At 71.7% G+C, this 15,593-nt stretch carries 12 protein-coding genes and 1 riboswitch; of the genes, 6 read left to right on the top strand and 6 right to left on the bottom strand.

The features are described from left to right. Positions 1-15: 15 nt before the first annotated feature. Genes JTN19_RS10770 through hemE form a run of 3 tightly spaced genes read right to left on the bottom strand, consistent with a single transcriptional unit; the run spans position 16 to position 2,816 of the window. Positions 16-624 (bottom strand): HAD family hydrolase, encoded by a 609-nt coding sequence (locus JTN19_RS10770; RefSeq protein WP_206932242.1) that lies wholly within the window; start codon positions 622-624, stop codon positions 16-18. Then, complete coding sequence (hemH, locus tag JTN19_RS10765) at positions 624-1,727, bottom strand: ferrochelatase (protein WP_206932239.1); 1,104 nt, start codon at positions 1,725-1,727, stop codon at positions 624-626. The genes JTN19_RS10770 and hemH overlap by 1 nt, the downstream gene beginning before the upstream one ends. Positions 1,728-1,778: 51 nt before the next feature. Then, positions 1,779-2,816 carry a uroporphyrinogen decarboxylase gene (hemE, locus tag JTN19_RS10760; RefSeq protein ID WP_206932238.1) on the bottom strand — a complete coding sequence of 346 codons (1,038 nt, stop codon included), beginning with the start codon at positions 2,814-2,816 and terminating at the stop codon, positions 1,779-1,781. 304 nt (positions 2,817-3,120) lie between these two features. Between hemE and JTN19_RS10755 the strand changes: the two genes are divergently transcribed. Together JTN19_RS10755 and JTN19_RS10750 are read left to right on the top strand one after the other, a co-directional pair. Beyond that, positions 3,121-4,011: a pyruvate, water dikinase regulatory protein gene (locus JTN19_RS10755; RefSeq protein WP_206932237.1), complete on the top strand. Its 891-nt coding sequence runs from the start codon at positions 3,121-3,123 to the stop codon at positions 4,009-4,011. After that, positions 4,008-4,601 (top strand): Maf family protein, encoded by a 594-nt coding sequence (locus tag JTN19_RS10750; protein ID WP_206932235.1) that lies wholly within the window; start codon positions 4,008-4,010, stop codon positions 4,599-4,601. Before JTN19_RS10755 ends, JTN19_RS10750 begins: the two co-directional genes overlap by 4 nt. Here the strand turns inward: JTN19_RS10750 and JTN19_RS10745 are convergent. Beyond that, positions 4,588-6,159: an ABC transporter substrate-binding protein gene (locus JTN19_RS10745; RefSeq protein ID WP_206932233.1), complete on the bottom strand. Its 1,572-nt coding sequence runs from the start codon at positions 6,157-6,159 to the stop codon at positions 4,588-4,590. The two genes, JTN19_RS10750 and JTN19_RS10745, sit on opposite strands and share 14 nt — an antisense overlap. 71 nt (positions 6,160-6,230) lie before the next feature. Beyond that, positions 6,231-6,340, bottom strand: a riboswitch (TPP riboswitch). A gap of 96 nt (positions 6,341-6,436) precedes the next feature. Here JTN19_RS10745 and JTN19_RS10740 point away from each other — a divergent pair. The 3 genes from JTN19_RS10740 (at position 6,437) to JTN19_RS10730 (ending at position 9,099) form a co-directional block, all read left to right on the top strand. Beyond that, positions 6,437-7,564, top strand: a complete 1,128-nt coding sequence (locus JTN19_RS10740) for an Acg family FMN-binding oxidoreductase (protein WP_206932232.1) — start codon at positions 6,437-6,439, stop codon at positions 7,562-7,564. Beyond that, entirely contained in the window at positions 7,561-8,007 is a 447-nt protein-coding gene (locus JTN19_RS10735; protein ID WP_206932231.1) for a MarR family transcriptional regulator, read from the top strand. Before JTN19_RS10740 ends, JTN19_RS10735 begins: the two co-directional genes overlap by 4 nt. 96 nt (positions 8,008-8,103) lie before the next feature. After that, positions 8,104-9,099 carry an MBL fold metallo-hydrolase gene (locus tag JTN19_RS10730; protein WP_206932226.1) on the top strand — a complete coding sequence of 332 codons (996 nt, stop codon included), beginning with the start codon at positions 8,104-8,106 and terminating at the stop codon, positions 9,097-9,099. Here JTN19_RS10730 and JTN19_RS10725 read toward each other — a convergent pair. Together JTN19_RS10725 and JTN19_RS10720 are read right to left on the bottom strand one after the other, a co-directional pair. Further along, positions 9,096-9,599 (bottom strand): OmpA family protein, encoded by a 504-nt coding sequence (locus JTN19_RS10725; protein ID WP_206932225.1) that lies wholly within the window; start codon positions 9,597-9,599, stop codon positions 9,096-9,098. The two genes, JTN19_RS10730 and JTN19_RS10725, sit on opposite strands and share 4 nt — an antisense overlap. Next, positions 9,596-10,822, bottom strand: coding sequence for a cupin domain-containing protein (locus JTN19_RS10720; RefSeq protein WP_206932224.1), 1,227 nt, complete (start codon positions 10,820-10,822; stop codon positions 9,596-9,598). The genes JTN19_RS10725 and JTN19_RS10720 overlap by 4 nt, the downstream gene beginning before the upstream one ends. A 146-nt stretch (positions 10,823-10,968) precedes the next feature. On the opposite strand from JTN19_RS10720, the gene JTN19_RS10715 reads away from it, so the two are divergent. Continuing rightward, entirely contained in the window at positions 10,969-15,591 is a 4,623-nt protein-coding gene (locus JTN19_RS10715; RefSeq protein WP_242531036.1) for an NAD-glutamate dehydrogenase, read from the top strand. Positions 15,592-15,593: the final 2 nt, after the last annotated feature.

The following is a 15,593-nucleotide window of genomic DNA, read 5'->3' as shown; positions in this document are numbered from 1 at the left end:
TGGGGCGGGGCGCGCTCAATGGAAGGTGTGCAGACCCACCACGGGCACGCCCAGGCCAGGCAGCAGCCCCACCACCTGGCACCCGGCGGCCAGCCCGGCGGCAACGCCGGTGGCGCTGTCCTCCACCACCAGGCATTCGCCGGGCAGCATTCCGCAGGCGGCGGCGGCCACCGTGTAGAGATCGGGCGCGGGCTTGGGGCGCGGCACGTCCTGGAAGCTGAACACACGGCCCTCGAAGAAGGGAAAGAGGCCCAGAACCGTCATCGTCATGGCCAGTTCCTCCCGCCCCGAATTGGAGCAGACGGCCATGGGCACGCCGCGGGCGGCCAGCGCCGCCACGGCCTCGATCGCGCCCGGCATGGGCCGCACGCTGCGGGCCAGCTCGGCGGTGATGCGCGCGGCGACGGCCTCGGGCCAGCGCGGGGGCACGGCGGACACGCGGGCGGCGATGCACGGCAGCATGTCGGGCAGGGAGAGGCCCAGGAACTCGCGCTCGGCCGCATGCGGCGTCAGCGCCCAGCCGAGTGCGGTGATCTCCTCGGCCACGATGGTGTTGGCGATGCCCTCGCTGTCCGCCAGCACGCCGTCGCAGTCGAAGAGGACGGCCCGGAAGGGGGGTAGCATCAGGCGGAAACGGGCACGCCGGCGGGCTTGGCCGGGGCTTCGGCCCGGGCGCGGGCATGGGGGCAATCGCCGTGCTGCTTCGGACATTGCCGCGCGCCGGCGAAGCTGCAAAGCGCCCGGCCACTGTTGCGGGTGCGCATCACCAGGTCGGTCAGCGCGGTGATGAAGCCGAGGTCGCTGTTCTGCGCGGGCACGCGGAAATAACCGGGAATGCCGAGCTTCTCGGCCTCCTCGCGGTATTCCACGTCCAGCTCCACCAGGGTTTCCGAATGCTCGGAGACGAAGGCGATGGGGCAGATCAGGATGGCCGTGCGCTCATGCGCGGCGCGTTCGATCTCGTCTTCGGTGGAGGGGCCGATCCATTTCTGCGGCGTCACGCGCGACTGGTAGCAGACCACGCTGTCCAGCTCGGGCATGTTCAGCTGCGCCAGCACGGCCTCGACCGTCTGTTCCACCTGCCATTGGTAGGGGTCGCCGGCCTTCACGATGCTCTCGGGCAGGCCATGGGCGGAGAACAGCACGCGCAGCGGCACGCCGAGCGGCAGGGCGTTGCGCGCCTCCTCGATGGATTGCCGCACCAGCCGCGCGGTGGCGGCGGCGAAGCCCTCATCCGAATGGAAGCAGCACAGCGTGGTGGTGGGCAGCGAAAGCCCGATCTTCGCTGCCGCCTCGTTCCAGGCGATGATGGAACTGCCCGTCGTGGTGGTGGAGAATTGCGGGTAGAGGGGCACCAGCAGCACCTCCTCCGCGCCCCAATCCTTCACCGCGCGCGCGCATTCGTCGGACATCGGGTGCCAGTAGCGCATGCAGACGAAGGATTTGTAGGTGGCCGAGGGGTCGCGCGCGGCCAGCAGCGCGTCCAGCGCCTCGCCCTGGGCGATGGTCAGTTCCAGCAGCGGGGATTTCCCGCCCAGCACCGCGTAGTTCTCCATGGCGGGCGCGGTGCGCCGCCAGGCGATCAGCTTGCCGAGCCAGGGGCGGATGAAGCCCGGCACGCGCAAAATGGCGGGATCGGTGAAGAGGTTGACCAGGAAGGGGCGCACGCTCTCGGGGGCGTCAGGCCCCCCGAGATTGAACAAAACCACCGCCACGCGCCGCGCCATACCTGAGTTCCCCGGTTACCTGCCCCCGACATGCCCTCGATTGGCGTCGAATCAACCCGCGCGTAGCACGTCCATGAGTTGCGCGACATGCTCGGGCGGCGTGGGCGGGACGATTCCATGGCCCAGGTTGAAGATGAAGGGCCGGCCGCGCATGGCGGCCAGGATGGCGCGTGCCTCCTCCTCCAGCGCCGGCCCGCCGGCCACGACGGCCTGCGGGTCGAGGTTGCCCTGCAGGGCCATCTGCGCCGGCACATGCGCGGCGGCCCATTTCGGGTCCATGCCCGTGTCCATGGCCACGGCCTGGATGGGCATGGCGGCGGCGTATTCGGCCAGCAATGGCCCCGCGAGGCGCGGGAAGCCGATCAACGGGATGTCCGGCCGCGCGGCCCGCAACGCCGTGGCCAGCCGCACCGAGGGCTCGATCACCCAGCGCCGGAAGCCGCTGGGCGAAAGCAGGCCGGCCCAGCTGTCGAACAGCATCAGCGCCTCGGCGCCGGCATCGGCCTGGGCCAGCAGGTAGGTGAGGGTGGCCGCTTCCAGCTTCTCCATCACGGCGGCGAACAGCTCTGGGTCGCGGAAGGCCATGCGGCGGGCTTCGGCGAATTCGCCGCCGCCGCGCCCCTCGACCATGTAGCAGGCCACCGTCCAGGGGCTGCCCGCGAAGCCGATCAGGGCGGTGTTCGGGTGGTCCGCCTCCAGCCCGGCGCGCACGCGGCGCACCGTCTCCATGATGGGCGCCGCGCGTTCGGCCACGCCGTCCAGGTCCAGCGCATCGAGCCCCGCCCGGTCCCGCACGGGGTCGAGCAGCGGGCCCTCGCCCTCCGCGAAGCGCAGCCCCTGCCCCATGGCCCAGGGCACCATCAGGATGTCGGAGAACAGGATGGCCGCGTCGAAGCCATAGCGCCGGATGGGCTGCAGCGTGACCTCGGCCGCCAGTTCCGGCGTGGTGCAGAGCTTGATGAAGCCGCCCGCCTGGCCCCGCACCTCGCGGTATTCGGGCAGGTAGCGCCCGGCCTGGCGCATCAGCCACACGGGGGGCGGCCAGACGGCCTCGCCAGCGAGGGTCCGGAGGAAGGGCTTTGTCGTCATGCCCGAACCATCACACCAAAAGGAAAAGAGAAGAAGAGGCTGTGGTGGTTGTAGGGCCTGTGAATCACGGGGAGGCAGCCTGTCCCGGAAATATCCACAGCTTTTCGCCGGGGCTGGACAGCGCCGCGACTCGCGCACCCGCCTGACCGTGGCGCCGCCATCCTCCGCACGCACACCCATGGCCCCGGATTTTTCCTCTGTGCCGGCGGCTGTCCGCTTCATCCCCGCTGTGGATCGCCGGGACGCTGGCGGGGGCGGTTCATCCCCGTTATCCCCTGGGTGTCCAGGAACGGTCCACAGATCCATGCCCATGCGGAACACCAACCTGCACCTCGTCTCCGACAGCACGGGGGAAACGCTGAACAGCATCGCCCGCGCGGCCCTGGCACGGTTCGAGCAGCCCAGCGTGATCCAGCACCGCTGGTTCCTGGTGCGTTCCCGCCTGAACCTCGACCGCGTGATCGAGGGCATCGAGCATGAGCCTGGCCCGGTGATGTTCACGCTGGTGGACCGCAGCCTGCGCCTCGCTTTGGAGGAGACCTGTTCGCGCCTGGGCATCCCCGCGCTCTCGGTGCTCGACCCCGTGATGGAGATGCTCCAGATGGAGATCGGCACCACGGCCAAGGAAAAGCGCGCGGCCCAGTATGTGATGGACGCCGACTATTTCCGCCGCATTGACGCCATGCACTATGTGCTGAGCCATGATGACGGGCAGGGCACCGCCGGCATCATGAACGCGGATGTGGTGCTGGTGGGTGTGTCGCGCAGTTCGAAGACGCCCACCTGCTTCTATTTGGCCAACCGCGGCATCAAGGCCGCCAATGTGCCGCTGGTGCCCGGCGCGCCCCTGCCGCCCGAGCTGGACACCGCGCCCTGCCCCATCGTGGGCCTGACGATTGATCCGCTGTCGCTGCTGGAAATCCGTCGCCACCGCCTGCGGATCCTGGGCGCCGAGGGCGTGCGGATGGGCGAGAACGACTATGTGGACGCCGATGCGGTGAAGGCGGAAATCCTGGCGGCGCGGCGGCTCTGCACCGCGAAGGGCTGGCCGGTGATCGACGTGACCCGCCGTTCCATCGAGGAGACGGCCGCCACCGTCATCCAGCAGATGGAGCTGTGGCACCAGCGCCAGGGCACGGCGCGCGCCGTGCAGCCGCATGATCCGGCCGCGCCCATCCTGGGCGTGAAGCGATGAGGCTTGTGCTGGCCTCGCAAAGCGCCTCGCGCCGGGCCTTGCTGGAAGCGGCGGGGCTGGTCTTCGAGGCGCTGCCCGCCGCGGTCGACGAGAGCGCCATCAAGGAATCCGCCCGCGCCGAGGGCATGGCGGTGGCCGAGGCCGCCACCCTTCTGGCCGACGCCAAGGCGGCACGGATCGCGCGCAAGCACCCGGAGGCGGTCATCATCGGCGCCGACCAGATCCTGGTCTGCGAGGAGGAATGGTTCGACAAGCCCGAGGATGTGGAGGCCGCCCGCGCCCACCTGAAGCGCCTGCGCAACAAGCCCCATGAGCTTGTGACGGCCGTGGTGGTCTGGCGCGAGGGCGAGCGCGCCTGGCACCATGTGGCGCGCCCGCGCCTCGTCATGCGCGATTTCTCCGACGCCTTCCTCGACGACTACCTGGCGCGCGAGGGCGGTTTCGTGACGCAGAGCGTGGGGGCCTATCGCCTCGAAGGGCTCGGCCTCCAGCTCATGCGCGACATCAAGGGCGAGCACACGGCTATCCTCGGCCTGCCCATGCTGCCCCTGCTGGCCTATCTGCGCGACAGCGGCGTCATCCCCGCCTGAGGTTCCACAGCATCGGGCTCGGCGCCTGGAGCACGCCCGTCAACTCGCGGCGGAAGGCGGTGCGGAGGCGGAACAGGCCGGTGGGGGCGAAGGGCACGGATTCCCAGGCCGCTTCCTGCAGCTTCGCCATCGCCGCCTCCTGCCCCGCGCGGTCCGGCGCGGCGAGCCAGGCCTGCACCTGTTCCTCGATCGCCCCATCCTCCGGCCAGCCGAACCAGGCGGCCGCGCCATGCGCGCGGATGATGGGGCTGAGCCCCGGGTTCGCGATGCCGGGCGAGGGGAAGTTCGTGTTGTGCAGGCTCCAGCCGCCCTGGGTGGGCGGGGCGCGGTTGGCGCGGCGCGCGACGATGGTGGCCCAGTCGTTCTCGATGGCCTCGATGTTCACGCCCAGGCGCCGCATGAGGTCCACCGTCAGGCGGCCCTGCTGGGTCACGGCGGGGAAGTCGCTCGGGTTGATGTGGACGAGCGTCTCGCCGCGATAGCCGGCCTCGCGCAAGGCCTCGCGCGCGCGATCCATGGCGGCGGCGTTGCGGGGCGCGGGCGGAAATTCGCGGATGCCGGGCAGGCTGCACGGGAACATCGCGTGGCATTCCTGCCAGTCGCCGGGGATGGCGACGGCCGACATGAAGTCGCTCTGCACGATCAGGTCGCGGATGGCGCGGCGCACGCGCACATCGTTGAACGGGGCGTGCAGGTGGTTGAAGCGCAGGAAGCCCAGGAAGCCCAGCGGGTCGTAGATCTGGGTGCGGGTGTTGCGGTCGCGGTCCAGCACGGGGACGAGGTCGGGCAGGGGGTATTCGATCCAGTCCACCTCGCCGGTGCGGAGTGCCGCGGCGGCGGTGCCGCCATCGGGGATCCAGACCATCTCCAGCCGGTCGAAATGCACGCGCTTGCCGCCGGAGGAGAGTTCGGCGGGTTCGTCGCGCGGGATGTAGCGCTCATTCTTCGCATAGGCCGCGAAGGCGCCGGCGTTGAACTCGCCCGGCAGGAAGCGCCAGGGGCCGGAGCCCACGATCTCGGTGATGGCGCGGTCCGCCGGGGTGGCAGCGATGCGCGCGGGCATGATGAAGCACGGGATGGTCATGATCTTCGCCAGCCCGTCGAGCAGGCTTGGGAAGGGGCGGTGCAGGCGGAAGGTGATGCGCTTGTCGTCGGGGGCGGAAAGCTCGGCCGTCGCCTGCATCAGCACCTGGCCGAAGCCGTCGCGCACCGCCCAACGGCGGATGGAAGCCACGCAGTCCCGCGCCAGCACCGGTTCGCCGTCATGGAAGCGCAGGCCCTCGCGCAGGGTGATGGTCCAGGTGAGGCCATCCGCCGAGACTTCGTGCCCCGCCGCCATCTGCGGCCGCGGGCGCAGCTGCGCGTCCACCCCATAGAGCGTGTCGAACACGCAGTTCCCGTGGGTGGAGGTGATGGTGGTGAGGTTGAAGACCGGATCGAGCGAGGCGAGCGCCGCTTGCGGCATGAAGCGCAAGGTGCGCGCGCGGGCATTCTGGGCGGCGGCCGGGGCGGCGAGGCCGGCGGCGGCGGCGCCCGCCAGGACGTGACGACGATTCAAGCGAAGGGGGTTCACGCATTTCCTCCATGCGGCGCGGGCAGCACGAAGGAAGGGGGTCGCGCGGCGGGATGCCGTGCCTTGTCCACCGCTCCCTTCGCCGGTCCGAACCGGATCAGGTTCCAAGGCTCGCGGGATGCATCCCGCCTCTCAGCCCTGCATCAGGGCTCACCCAGGTGACGAAGGCAGCTTTGCGCCGGATGGGGGCGCGCGACAAGAGGCTTGCATGACGTTCGACGTCGAACTAAATAGTAAGACATCGAACTAAAGAAGCTACCCCATGTCCCCCACCCGTCGCCACTTCCTTGCCGCCTCCGGCGCCACGCTGCTGACCCTCCAGGCCGGCATGGTCCGCAGCCAGCCGCTCGCCGGGCCGCTCGCGCCCTGGGCGGTCGCCGGCGCCACTGCCGCCGACCCGCGCCTCGCCGCCATGGCCTGGGCCGTGCTGGCCCCCAACCCGCACAACCGCCAGCCCTGGGCGCTGCGCCTGGTGGGCGAGAACGAGGCGCTGCTCTTCTGCGACCTGGACCGCCGCCTGCCCGAAACCGACCCCTTCGACCGGCAGATCACCATCGGCCTGGGCTGCTTTCTCGAATTGTTCCGCATGGCGGCGGCCGAGCGCGGGCTGGACGCCGCGCTGACGCCCTTCCCGGAAGGCGAGCCCGCCCCGCGCCTCGATGCGCGGCCCGTGGCCCGCATCACCCTGCGCCCGGGCGGCACGCGGGACCCGCTCTTCGCCGCCGTGCCGCAACGGCGCAGCGCGAAGCAGCCCTATGACGTGACGCGGCCGCTGCCCGAGGGCGCGCCGGCGCAACTCGCCGCCGCCCTGCTGGAACCCGCGCGGATGGGCGTCGCCAGCGGCGATGTGGCCGCCATCCGCGACCTGACCTGGCGCGCCTGGCTCATCGAGGCGAACACCCCCGCCGCCTGGGGCGAAAGCGTGGACCTCACCCGCCTCGGTTCGGCGGCGGTGGCGGCCCAGCCGGATGGCATCTCCCTGTGGGGCCCGCAATTCGACGCCATGCTGGCGCGGGGCGAGTTGAGCCACGCGGCCATGCGCGCCGGCCAGCCGGGCCACGCCTTCGCGATGCGGCAGTACGAGGCCATGCTGGGCGCGACCAACGCCTATTGCTGGCTGACGACACCAGGCAACAGTCGCGCGGAGCAACTGGCCGCCGGCCGCGACTGGTTGCGGCTGAACCTCGCGGCGACGGAAGCAGGCCTGGCGATGCAGCCCGTCAGCCAGGCCCTGCAGGAATTTCCGGAAATGGCCGGGCCCTACGCCGAGGTCCCTCGCCTGCTGAACGCCACCGGCACGGTGCAGATGCTGGGCCGCCTCGGCTTCGCCACGCGCGCCGCACCCCCCACCCCCCGCTGGCCCGCGGAATCGCGTATCCTGCCGGGGTGAGCACCCAGGACCCCGCCCTCTTCGCCCTGCTGAACGAGATCGGCATCATCGAGCAGCTGGCGCGCAACCGCTTCGAACGTGCGCAGCCCGACGGGCTGCGCCTGCCCCATTTCGCCGTGCTGAACCACCTGGTGCGGCTGGGCGATGGGAAGACGCCGGGCCAGCTCGCCCGCGCCTTCCAGCTGACCAAGGCCACCATGACCAACACGCTGCAACGGCTGGAGGCGCGGGGCTTCATCCGGCTGGAACCCGATGCGGAGGATGCGCGGGCCAAGCGCGTCTTCCTCACGCCCGAGGGCCGCGCCCGGCGGGAGGAAGCCGTGGCCTTCACGGCCGCCGACCTGTCGGCGCTGGCGCAGCGTGCCGACATCCATGCCGACGCGATGCTCGCCCCGCTGCGCGCCCTTCGGACCGCGCTGGACCGCGACCCCAGGCGGGGCTGAAACAGGCACGATCATGCACGCGGAGGTAGCAAGACCTGCCGCGTGCCTGATAGCCTGCCCCGCCGGCCCAGGATGAGGCCGCACGGGAGAACGTCCATGACCTTGTCTCGCCACAGTGTTTCGCGCCGGGGGGCGCTTGCGCTGCCCGCCCTGCTGGGCTTGCCCGCCCTCGCTTCAGCCGCCACGCCGCCCGTCGGCACCCAGGCGCCCGCCTGGTATCGCTTCCGCATTGGCAGCTTCGAGGCGACCGTCATCTCCGACGGCCACCTGCCGCTGGGCAAGCCTTCGGACGGCTTTCCCAACGCGCCCGCGCCGGAGATGGGCCGGGTGCTGCAGGAGGCCTTTCTGCCCTCCGAGACGGTGGTGCTGGAACAGAACATCCTGGTGGTGAACACCGGAAGCCAACTCGTGCTGTTCGACACCGGCATGGGCGAGAGCATGGGCGATGCCAGCCGCATGTTCGGCCCCACCACCGGCCGCATGGTGGCCAACCTCCGTGCCGCCGGGATAGACCCCGCGCGCATCGACATGGTGGTGCTGACCCACGCCCATTGCGACCATTGCTGGGGCCTGGTGGACGCGCAGGGCAACCGCGTGTTCCCCAACGCCCAGGTCGCCCTGCACGAGGCGGACCTGGCCTACTGGACCAATGACGCGAACAAGCGCGGCCCGGCCTTCATGGAGGTCTTCATCGAGGGCGCGAAGCGCAACCTCAACGCCTATCGGGACCGCATGGTGATGCTGCGCGACGAACAGCCCGTGCTGCCCGGCATCATCGCGCTGCACACGCCGGGGCATACGGTGGGGCACACCACCTTCGCCATCACCAGCGGGGGCCAGACGGTGGTGAATTGGGGCGACCTGGCGCACCACCACGCCATCATGCTGCGGCATCCGGGCTGGGAATTCGCCTATGACACGGACGCCGCGCAATCGGCCCGCAGCCGCACCCGCATGCTGGACCGGCTGGCGACGGACCGGCACGCGGTGCTGTCCTACCACTTCCCCTGGCCGGGCCTGGGGAACATCGCGCGGCAGGGCCAGGCCTATGCCTGGGTGCCGGCGCCGATGAACGTGACGGGCGTCGGTTAGCGGGAGAAACGGATCGGAATGCCCGGGTCCGGTTCCGGCGCCGGCGCCTCCGGCCGCGCCGGGCGTTCCAGGCTGGGCAGCACGATCACGCGCACGCCCGCCTGCTGGTCATTGCGGCCGCGGGTGAAGCCGCGCGTGCGGGCCTCGGCGCGGATGCGGTCGCGCTCCACGCCCAGGCGCGAGAGTTCCTCCGCCACCGCGCGCGCGCGGCGGGCGGCCAGGCGGCTCGCGGTCTGGGCGCCGCCCTCCTCGGCGGCGGCATAGCCCAGCACGCAGATGTTGCGGTGATGGTCCTCGCGCGCCGCCTCGGCCAGCGGCGCCAGGGCTTCGGCGGCGCCCGAGGGCAGGCGGTCGGCGTTGCGGGCGAAGCGCAGGCTGGCGGTGTCGGATTCCAGATCCTCCACGCCCACGCAGCTGAAATCGCGCGGCTGGGCAGCCAAGGGCGCGACGAGGGCGGGCCCGGCCAGCAGCAGCAGGGCCAGCGCCAGCCGCAGCCTCATGTCGGCACCAGCAGACCGGCCTCGCGCAGGCGGGAGAGCAGGGCGGGCGCGTCGGCGCCAGGATGGGCGCCGCGCAGCTCGGCCTCGGTCACGTCGGGGCGGCCCAGCAGCCATTGCGCGGCCTCGGCCTCGGGGGGCGTCAGCGGCATGACGCCCGCGCCGGTCTTGAGCACCCATTCCGCGCCGCGCCGCACGGGCTTCGCGCCATTCGCCACCACGCGGAAGGCGCCGCCCTCCTCGGCCGCGCCGGCGCCGCTGGAGGGCGCGGCCAGGCCGCGCCAGGCCAGCAGGTCATTGCCGCCGCGGTGGAAGCGGTAGTTGGCGATGAAGCCTTCCAGCACCTCCATCACCTTGGGGTCCTTGGCGAGTTCCGCGATCCGCGCGCCCAACTGCCCCGCGCGCTGCGTCAGCGCGAACTTGGCGGGGGCCGACCCATCCTGGCGCGGCAAGGGCTGGCGGAAGATCGGCTCGTAGAGGATGCGCTCCATCAGGATGTTCAGGATGTCCATGCCCACCGGGGCATGCGCGCCATAGGCGACATGGACGCTGGTGGGCGCCTCGGCCAGGGCATCGTGATACCAGCCGCGCGGCAGATAGAGCAGGTCACCGGTCTTGATGGTGACCTTGGCGCGCAGCTTGCCCTTGGCCTTCTCGTGGTGTTCCTGCGGCTGGCCGCGGAACAGCGGGTGCGCGATGGGCCATTCGGCCCGCCCCTCCCAGATGTTCCAGGCCTTCTCGCCCTCCACCTGCACGGCCCAGACGTCATGCGTGTCGTAATGGGCGTGGAAGGCCTTGTGGCTCTGCCAGGAGATGTAGACGTTCGCCTGGGCCTTCCCGAGCCCCGCGCCCTCGATCGCCTCGCTGACCGAGGCGAGGCCCGGCGTCAGGCTGTCCACGTCGTTCATCACGACCGAGGCGCCCTTCGCCACCCATTCCCGCACCTTGGCGGCGACGGGCTGGAGAAGCTGCTGCGGGATGTCGCGGGCGGTGGCCGGGGCGCAATAGGCCTCGGCCGGGATGGAGCCGCTGTCCAGCACCAGCTTCAGGCTCTGGCTGGTCCAGATATGCGTCATGTCCAGCAGCCGGTTGATCTGCCGCCAGGACAGCACCGAGGCGAATTTCGCCGGGTCCCCGCGCAGGTGCAGCGGCTGCTTGTCGTGATATTCGGCGAAGAACTGCTCCACGCTCATCGGCGCCAGCAGCTGGGCGAGGGTCATGGTCATGGCCCGCAGGATAGACCATTCGCCCGGCATCGCGCCATGCCGCGCCCCGCGAAGGGTTGCAGCCCGGGGGGCGGCGGCCAAGATCAGGGTTTGTTACCGGCCACCCGGCCGCAAGAAGGGCCAATCGCGCCCAGGAAGGAATGCATATGCCAGAAGCGCCGCACACCCCGGACCCGGTGCGCGAGGAGGTCTTCCACGCCGCGCTGGGGGTGCTGCACGGCGCGCCGCGCGGCGCTGAGGCCCTGTTGCACCCCCTCTTCGAGGGCATTCCCACCGCCGAACTCGCCACGCGCCCGCCCGAGGCGCTGGCCGCCGCCGCGGCATCCCTCGCTGGATTGGCCGCCCAGCGCGCCCCGGGCGAGATCCGCCTGCGCCTCTTCCCGCCCGGCGGCGGGCGCGGGCCGCACGCCGTGGTCGAGATCGTCAATGACGACATGCCCTTCCTGGTGGACAGCGTGCTGGCCTCGCTGAACCGTTCGGGGCGCGTGGTGCGGGAATTCCTGCACCCCATCCTGGCCGTGACGCGCGACGGCGCGGGCGCCCTGCACGCCCTGGGCGAGGGGGAGGCGCGCGAGAGCCTGATGCGCGTCACCATCGCCGGCACGCCCGCCCATATGCTGCCCGGCATCGAGCCGAGCAACTGGCCCGAGGTGGAGGCCGCGCTGCGCCGCACATTGGCCGACACGCAGCTCGCGGTGCGGGACTTCCCCGCCATGCTCTCCCTGATGGACCAGGCGGCCGAGGAGGTGCGCGGCCATGGCGAGGCGGCGGAATTCCTCGCCTGGCTGCGGGACGAGAATTTCGTGCTGCTGGGCCACCGCCGCCTGATGCTGGAGGGCGAGGGCGCGCGCATGGTGGCTGAGGAAAATCTCGGCCTGCTGCGCGACATGACGCTGCCGGTCTTCGACGCGCTGCGCGGCCTGCCCGAACTGCCCGAGGCCATCCGGACCTCGCTGCTCGGCGCGCAGGCGGTGCGGGTGGCGAAGGCCAATATGCGCTCCACCGTGCATCGCCCGCAGCATGCGGATGTAGTGGCGACGCGCATCCAGGATGCGTCGGGCCGCGTGCTGGGCGTGCGGCTCTTCGTGGGGCTGTTCGCCGCGGCCGCCTACAACCGCAACCCGCGCTCCATCCCGCTGCTGCGGGGCAAGGTGGAGCGCATCCTGGACGCCTCCGGCATCCGGCCCGACAGCCATGACGGCCGCGCGCTGCGCAACGCGCTGGACACCTGGCCGCGCGACGAACTCTTCCAGGCGAGCGAGGAGGCGGTGCTGGAAGGGGCGCGCATCGCACTCGACCTCGCCATTCGGCCGCGCCCGGCGTTGTTCACGCGGCGCGACCCCTTTGGCCGCTTCGTTTCCATCATCGCCTGGCTGCCGCGCGAGGGCTTCGACACGAAGCAGCGCGAGAAGGTGGGCGGCATCCTGGCCCGCGCGCATGGCGGGCGTTTGTCGGCCTTCCACATCGCGCTGGGGGATTCGCCGCTGGCGCGCATCCACTACATCGTGGGCACGGACCCGGCGCACGCGGTGGTGCCCGACCACGCCGCGCTGGAAGCCGCCGTCGCCCAGGCCGTGCGCGCCTTCCCCGACCGCCTGGCCGAGGCGCTGAGCGAGGAACTCGGCGAGGCCCGTGCCGCCACCCTGCTCGGCCGCTGGGGCGATGCCTTCCCGGCCTCCTACCGCGATGGCGTCACCGCCGCCCAGGCCCTGGCGGACCTGCACCTGGCCGAGGCCGCGCTGGCGGCGCAGCGCCCGCGCGCGGAACTGCACCACCTGCCGGGCGAAGGCCCGCGCCGCCTGACGCTGCGCCTGGCCAGCCCCGGACATGCGCTGGCCCTGGCCGATGTGCTGCCGCTGTTCGAGAGCCTCGACCTGCGCGCCATCGAGGAACAGCCCTATCGGCTGGCCCCGCGCGGGGTGGAAGGGCTGGTGCTGCACATCTTCCAGCTCGAGGCCGGGGCGGATTGCCCGGAGGAGCGCTTCGCACCGCTGCTGGACGCGCTCTCGGCCCTGCTGGAGGGCCAGGCGGAGACGGATGGCTTCAACCGCCTGGTGCTGCGCGCGGGCCTGTCCTGGCGCGAATGCTGGGTGCTGCGGGCGATGTTCCGCTGGCTGAAGCAGGTGGGCTTCGCCTTCTCGCAAGGTTCGGTCGAGACGGCGCTGGTGGCGAACCCGCAGGCCGCGCGGCTGCTGCTGGAGATGTTTGCCGCGCGCTTCGACCCCGAGGCAGGACACGACGAGGCCGAGTTGGAAACCCGCTGGAACGCCCTGCTGGACGCGGTGGCGGACCCCGATTGCGACCGCATCCTGGTGCGGCTGCGGCACATGCTGGACGGCATGCTGCGGACGAATTTCTACCAGGGCAAACCCTACCTCGCCTTCAAGCTGGACAGTGCCGCGGCGGGCGACATGCCACAGCCGCGCCCCTGGCGGGAAATCTTCGTGCATTCGCCCTCCATGGAGGGCTGCCACCTGCGCGCCGGGCCCGTGGCGCGCGGCGGCATCCGCTGGTCCGACCGGCGCGAGGATTTCCGCAGCGAGGTGCTGGACCTGATGAAGGCGCAGCGCCTGAAGAACGTCGTCATCGTGCCTACGGGTGCCAAGGGCGGCTTCGTGCTGAAGGGCGCGGTCCCGGCCGACCGGGAAGGCTTCATGGCCACCGGCATCGCCGCCTATTCCACCCTGATCCGCGGCATGCTGGACGTGACGGACAACCTGCACGGCACGGAGGTGGTGCCGCCGCCCGCCGTGGTGCGGCGTGACGGCGACGACCCCTACATCGTCGCCGCCGCCGACAAGGGCACGGCCACCTTCAGCGACATCGCCAACCGGCTTTCCGCCGAATATGGCTTCTGGCTGGGCGACGCCTTCGCCTCGGGCGGGTCGGCCGGATATGACCACAAGGGCATGGGCATCACGGCCCGCGGCGCCTGGGTGATGGTGGAACGCCATTTCCAGGAGGCGCTGGGCCGCTCCATCCACGACGCGCCCTTCACCTGCGCGGGCGTGGGCGACATGTCGGGCGACGTCTTCGGCAACGGCCTGCTGGTGTCGCGGCAGACGAAGCTGGTGGCGGCCTTCGACCACCGGCACATCTTCCTCGACCCTGACCCCGACCCGGCGCGCAGCTACGAGGAGCGCGAGCGGCTGTTCCGCCTGCCGCGTTCCTCCTGGGCGGATTACGACACCGCGCTCATCAGCACGGGGGGCGGGGTGTTTCCGCGCGGCGCCAGGACCATCCCGCTCTCGCTGCAGGCACAGCGCCTGCTGGGGCTGAAGATGGACCGCGCGGAACCCGCTCTCGTCATGCAGGCCATCCTGCGGATGGAGGTGGACCTGCTCTATTTCGGCGGCATCGGCACCTATGTGAAGGCGAGCACCGAAACGCAGGCCCAGGCCGGCGACCGCGCCAATGACGCGCTGCGCGTGGATGGGCGGGAACTCCGCGCGCGCGTGCTGGGCGAGGGCGCCAATCTCGGCATCACCCAGGCGGGCCGCATCGAGGCCGCGCATGCGGGCGTGCGCCTGAACACCGATGCGCTGGACAATTCGGCGGGCGTCAGCACCTCCGACCACGAGGTGAACATCAAGATCCTGCTGGCGGCGGCCGAGGCGGAGGGCGGCCTGACCCGCCGCAGCCGCGACGCCCTGCTGGCCGAGATGACCGACGAGGTCGCGGCCATGGTGCTGCGCGACAACGCGCTGCAATCGGTGGCCGTCTCGCTGGAGGCGCTGTCGGGTGCGGCCGCCCTGCCCGGCCAGGCCACCTTGATGGCGCGGCTGGAGGCGGAAGGCCTGCTGGACCGCCATCAGGCCGTGCTGCCCGGTGCCGAGGCCATGGCGGCGCGCGAGGCCGAGGGCGAGGCGCTCACGCGGCCTGAGATCGCGGCCCTGCTGCCGGTGGCGAAGCTCTGGCTGACCGATGCCCTGGCCGAAAGCGCGCTGCCGGACGAGCCCGTCTTTGCCCCCCTGCTGGAGGAATATTTCCCGACCCCCCTGCGCGCCCCGCCCTTCGCGGAGTTCCTGGCGGGCCACAAGCTGCGCCGCGACCTGACGGCCACCGCGCTCGCCAACCAGGTGGCGAACCGGCTGGGCTGCGCGGCGCTCGGGCGCCTCACGGCCGAGGCCGACCCGGTGTCCGTCGTGGGCGCCGCCTGGCTGGCGAGTGAGCTCTATGGCCTCGAAGCCCGCTTCGAAGAGGCGGAGGCCGCCGCCCCCGGCCCGCGCCTCGACGCCCAGCGCGCGCTCCGTGACCTGCTGGAGGCGGCGACGGTCGAACTGCTGGACGGCACCGACATCGCGGCCCGCCTGGCCGCGTTGCGGGAGGGCGTGGGCGCGCTGATCGCCGCCGAGACCGCCCTGCCCGACGACGCCCATTGCCGCACCGACCTGCCTTCGGCACTGGCGTCCTTCGTGGCGGCGGCACCCCGGCTCGCCTCCGCGCCCAGCATCGTGGCGCTGGCGGCGCGGGCCGGTGTCACGCCCGGTGAGGCTGCCCAGGCCTGGGCCGAGGCCGGCCACCGCTTCGCCTTCGAACCGCTGCGCGAGGCGCTGCGGCGCCTTCGCATCGGCGGGCCCTTCGGGGACCGGGCGCGGGCGGCGCTGCTGGCCGATTTGCGTGCCACGCAGTCACGCCTGGCCGCGGCCATCCTGGCCGGCCAGCCGGTCGAGGGGCCGCAGGCCGTGGCATTGGCGCGCGAGGCGGCGCGGCAGGCGGACCTGGCTTCGGCCACCGTGGCGGCGCGGGCCCTGGCCGCGCTCGCCTGAGG

Origin of the sequence: Roseococcus thiosulfatophilus, from assembly GCF_017311575.1 — a bacterium.
Taxonomy (GTDB): domain Bacteria; phylum Pseudomonadota; class Alphaproteobacteria; order Acetobacterales; family Acetobacteraceae; genus Roseococcus; species Roseococcus thiosulfatophilus.
The sequence above is the reverse complement of the archived record's forward strand: the minus strand, read 5'-3'. Positions and strand labels throughout refer to the sequence as shown.

Excerpts from the sequence above, each read along its gene's own strand:
- JTN19_RS10770 (WP_206932242.1), bottom strand. The coding sequence starts at position 624 with ATGCTACCCCCCTTCCGGGCCGTCCTCTTCGACTGCGACGGCGTGCTG.
- hemH (WP_206932239.1), bottom strand. The coding sequence starts at position 1,727 with ATGGCGCGGCGCGTGGCGGTGGTTTTGTTCAATCTCGGGGGGCCTGAC.
- hemE (WP_206932238.1), bottom strand. The coding sequence starts at position 2,816 with ATGACGACAAAGCCCTTCCTCCGGACCCTCGCTGGCGAGGCCGTCTGG.
- JTN19_RS10755 (WP_206932237.1), top strand. The coding sequence starts at position 3,121 with ATGCCCATGCGGAACACCAACCTGCACCTCGTCTCCGACAGCACGGGG.
- JTN19_RS10750 (WP_206932235.1), top strand. The coding sequence starts at position 4,008 with ATGAGGCTTGTGCTGGCCTCGCAAAGCGCCTCGCGCCGGGCCTTGCTG.
- JTN19_RS10740 (WP_206932232.1), top strand. The coding sequence starts at position 6,437 with ATGTCCCCCACCCGTCGCCACTTCCTTGCCGCCTCCGGCGCCACGCTG.
- JTN19_RS10730 (WP_206932226.1), top strand. The coding sequence starts at position 8,104 with ATGACCTTGTCTCGCCACAGTGTTTCGCGCCGGGGGGCGCTTGCGCTG.
- JTN19_RS10725 (WP_206932225.1), bottom strand. The coding sequence starts at position 9,599 with ATGAGGCTGCGGCTGGCGCTGGCCCTGCTGCTGCTGGCCGGGCCCGCC.
- JTN19_RS10720 (WP_206932224.1), bottom strand. The coding sequence starts at position 10,822 with ATGACCATGACCCTCGCCCAGCTGCTGGCGCCGATGAGCGTGGAGCAG.
- JTN19_RS10715 (WP_242531036.1), top strand. The coding sequence starts at position 10,969 with ATGCCAGAAGCGCCGCACACCCCGGACCCGGTGCGCGAGGAGGTCTTC.